We start from the raw sequence: 3,654 nt of genomic DNA on the forward strand, positions 1-3,654 counted from the left end.
AAATAAACAGTTATTTGGAAGATCGCTATGAAGGTCGATATTTTTGAAAGCTCCGGCGCCAGCCGGGTACACAGCATCCCTTTTTATCTGCAAAGAATTTCTGCGGGGTTCCCCAGCCCGGCCCAGGGCTATGAAAAGCAGGAGTTAAACCTGCATGAGTATTGTGTTCGTCACCCTTCAGCAACTTACTTCCTGCGGGTTTCTGGCTCGTCAATGGAAGATGGCCGCATCCATGATGGTGACGTACTGGTTGTGGATCGCTCGCTGACGGCCAGCCACGGCTCAATCGTAGTCGCCTGCATCCATAATGAATTTACCGTGAAGCGGCTACTGCTGAGGCCCAGCCCCTGCCTGATGCCGATGAACAAAGATTTTCCTGTGTACTACATTGACCCGGATAATGAGAGCGTTGAAATCTGGGGAGTGGTTACGCATTCCCTTATCGAGCATCCGGTATGTTTGCGCTGATTGATGTCAATGGCATGTACGCCAGCTGTGAGCAGGCATTTAGGCCAGATCTGGCAAACCGAGCAGTGGCCGTTTTATCCAACAATGACGGCAACATTGTGGCCCGTAATTACCTGGCGAAGAAAGCGGGCCTGAAAATGGGCGATCCGTACTTCAAAGTCAGACCCATAATCGAGCGTCATAACATCGCTATTTTTAGCTCTAATTACACTCTTTATGCCTCCATGTCGGCCCGGTTCGCGGCCGTAGTTGAGTCCCTTGCAAGCCACGTCGAACAGTATTCAATCGACGAGCTTTTTGTTGACTGCAAAGGGATAACGGCCGCCATGAGCCTTGACGCTTTCGGGCGCCAACTGCGCGAGGAAGTCAGGCGACACACAACGCTGGTATGCGGGGTCGGTATTGCCCGTACTAAGACGCTGGCGAAGCTGTGTAACCACGCTGCAAAAACATGGCCCGCTACTGGCGGGGTGGTTGCTCTGGACGATGGCGCCAGACTGAAGAAATTAATGAGCATCCTGCCGGTTGCGGAAGTCTGGGGCGTCGGCCATCGTACAGAGAAAGCACTCGCCACAATGGGGATCAAAACGGTGCTGGATTTAGCCAGGGCAGATACGCGCCTAATCCGTAAAACATTCGGCGTTGTGCTTGAAAGAACGGTACGGGAGTTGCGCGGCGAGGCTTGCTTCAGCCTGGAAGAAAACCCTCCTGCGAAGCAGCAGATTGTTGTGTCGCGCTCATTCGGCCAACGCGTAGAAACCCTGACGGACATGCAGCAGGCTGTCACCGGATTTGCAGCGCGCGCAGCTGAAAAACTGCGTAATGAGAGGCAATACTGCCGCGTCATAAGCGTCTTTATCCGTACCAGTCCTTATTCAGTGCGTGATACACAGTATGCCAATCAGGCAACCGAAAAACTGACGGTGGCAACCCAGGACAGCCGCACGATAATTCAGGCAGCACAAGCCGCGCTGGCGCGGATCTGGCGGGAAGATATTGCGTATGCAAAAGCAGGGGTCATGCTGGCAGATTTTAGCGGGAAGGAGGCCCAGCTTGATTTATTCGACTCTGCTACGCCTTCAGCTGGCAGCGAGGCTTTAATGGCTGTTCTTGATGGTATAAACCGGCGTGGAAAGAACCAGCTTTTTTTTGCAGGCCAGGGCATCGATAACTCCTTTGCCATGCGTCGTCAGATGTTGTCACCTGATTACACGACAGACTGGCGCTCAATACCAATAGCCACCATCAAATAATTACCGGCGCCGTACCCGGGCCGGTTAACCCCTCAACCGGCCGTAACAAGTTTCGGCACGGTTTCGCGGTTTTCGGTAAAAGCCGTTTCCTCTGTATAAAAGATCATCTAAATTATGTGTATTGCACAATACATATATGTGAGGTTAGCAGTGAATTTGCCTACACCCGAAACCTACGATGAACTTCAGAGAGCCTACGATTTTTTCAATGAGAAGCTATTCAGCAACGAGCTGCCGCCATGCCTGATAACGTTGCAGCGTGAGAAGCGAACGTATGGCTATTGTTCCTTTAAGCGTTTCGTCGGCCGTGAGAGTGGGTACACGGTAGACGAGATCGCTATGAATCCGGTGTATTTCTCGATCAGAACCATAAAGGCCACGCTTTCAACACTGGTGCATGAGATGGTTCATCAGTGGCAATTCCATTTTGGCGAGCCTGGCCGCCGTGGCTATCACAACAAACAGTGGGCGGCCCGGATGGAACGGGTAGGACTAATGCCTTCTGATACCGGCGAACCGGGAGGCAGGAAAGTGGGCCAGAGCATGACCCATTATATTATTGCCGGTGGCCCTTTCGATATGGCCTGTGATGAACTGCTGACAGGCCATTTCCGGCTTTCCTGGATGGACAGGTTTCCGCCTTACCAGCCTAAGCCTGGCGCTGTGCTAAGCCCTACAGGAAAAGGCTATATTGACGACGAGGAAGATGATAGCGAACACGAACAGGAGGTGGAGGAAGGGCGCGACCCGGTTGAACTCGACGACGAGATCATAGAGGCCATGCGATTTGTAACCCCGCCGCCTGAAGCGCCGGTGAACAAAACAAACCGGGAAAAGTACAGCTGCCCGGTGTGTCATATCAATCTCTGGGGTAAACCGGGGATAGTGGTTTACTGTGGTGGCGAGCACTGTAATAAAGCCGCGTTAGTAGTCTTAAAATAAAGTCCTTTCGGACTTTATTTTTTTTCCATTTCGGAGGTCGTGATGTTATTAATGCTGTACTTCGCGGCTTCTTTTAAAACAGTTTCAGCAAGGCTTGCTGGTATCCAGACCTGAACTAATTTTAATGGTTCGCCGTTCTCGGCTTTAAGAGTGGTGTTCTGGTACAAATCCCAGATTCGCTTAACGGTGCTGGAAATGTTTTGCTTGGAACGGCCTACTCGCGTGGCTACGTCTGATGATTTCTCACCTTTGACAAGCACGGAATAGCCAATATCTGTTGTGATGTGTGCAAAGGAAGCCATTTGCGGCAGCAGCTGTTTCCATTCTGTTTCTGAAATTCTGTTTTTCTGAGCCATCTGTGGCGCCTCCGTAGTTTTGGTTACAGAAAGGATATACTCAGAATAAATAGGGGTCAATACAAGTACGATTTTTATAAACTTTATTTTATTTGAGGGTGAGGCCCGGTGCGGCAGCAGCGCGGGCCTCGATGGTGCCGCGAAGGTGCTGGCGCCATGCTTGGATTAAAACATGAACCGTGAAGAACTGCGAAACTTGTTTTCGCGGTTCTGAGGGGTTGACCGAGCCGCGAAGCGGCGCTGGTAAGCGATGATATGCACATATCCACAGGCATATTTTTAAAAGGTATTTTTAGGCATGCCAAACCAAGCGTTGGCGGCTTATGATTTTTCTAAGCTCGGCGCCGCGATTGAAACATTGTCGCCAGAGACCGTCAGTGATTGGGAAAAGAAGGCCAGGGCTGGCGATGCCATGGCTCAGAACATCATGGGTCTTGCGTACAAATGCGGTATGGGCGTAAAGCAAAACCACGCGGCATCGATCCAGTGGTTCCGCAGGGCGGCCGAGCAGGGTGAAGCCGATGCACAGTTCAACCTCGGGCGCCTCTACGGAAGTGAAGTCGACGGTATGTATAAGAATGGGCGTGCGGCTCCTGCCAACGATGCAGAGGCTTTCAAGTGGTACCGCCTCGCTG

The 3,654-nt window shown here is 51.6% G+C and carries 5 protein-coding genes; 4 read left to right on the plus strand and 1 reads right to left on the minus strand.

Features of this window, described 5'->3' with window-relative positions; genetic code table 11:
• Positions 1 to 27 precede the first annotated feature (27 nt).
• From mucA to N6P30_RS24115, 3 genes are all read left to right on the plus strand, one after another.
• Positions 28 to 468: a translesion error-prone DNA polymerase V autoproteolytic subunit MucA gene (mucA, locus tag N6P30_RS24105; protein ID WP_125265039.1), complete on the plus strand. Its 441-nt coding sequence runs from the start codon at positions 28 to 30 to the stop codon at positions 466 to 468.
• Positions 456 to 1,721: a translesion error-prone DNA polymerase V subunit MucB gene (mucB, locus tag N6P30_RS24110; RefSeq protein WP_000457702.1), complete on the plus strand. Its 1,266-nt coding sequence runs from the start codon at positions 456 to 458 to the stop codon at positions 1,719 to 1,721. Before mucA ends, mucB begins: the two co-directional genes overlap by 13 nt.
• Before the next feature lie 150 nt (positions 1,722 to 1,871).
• Positions 1,872 to 2,663, plus strand: a complete 792-nt coding sequence (locus tag N6P30_RS24115) for a SprT-like domain-containing protein (protein ID WP_001452808.1) — start codon at positions 1,872 to 1,874, stop codon at positions 2,661 to 2,663.
• A gap of 14 nt (positions 2,664 to 2,677) precedes the next feature.
• Here N6P30_RS24115 and ardK read toward each other — a convergent pair whose 3' ends face one another.
• Entirely contained in the window at positions 2,678 to 3,019 is a 342-nt protein-coding gene (ardK, locus tag N6P30_RS24120; RefSeq protein WP_000057569.1) for an antirestriction protein ArdAB regulator ArdK, read from the minus strand.
• Between the two features lie 298 nt (positions 3,020 to 3,317).
• Here ardK and N6P30_RS24125 point away from each other — a divergent pair.
• Positions 3,318 to 3,654 (plus strand): tetratricopeptide repeat protein (locus tag N6P30_RS24125; protein ID WP_260629998.1); only part of this gene is annotated, 337 nt, incomplete at its 3' end.

This window comes from Enterobacter sp. PL1 (assembly GCF_945957325.1).
Lineage (GTDB): Bacteria > Pseudomonadota > Gammaproteobacteria > Enterobacterales > Enterobacteriaceae > Enterobacter > Enterobacter roggenkampii.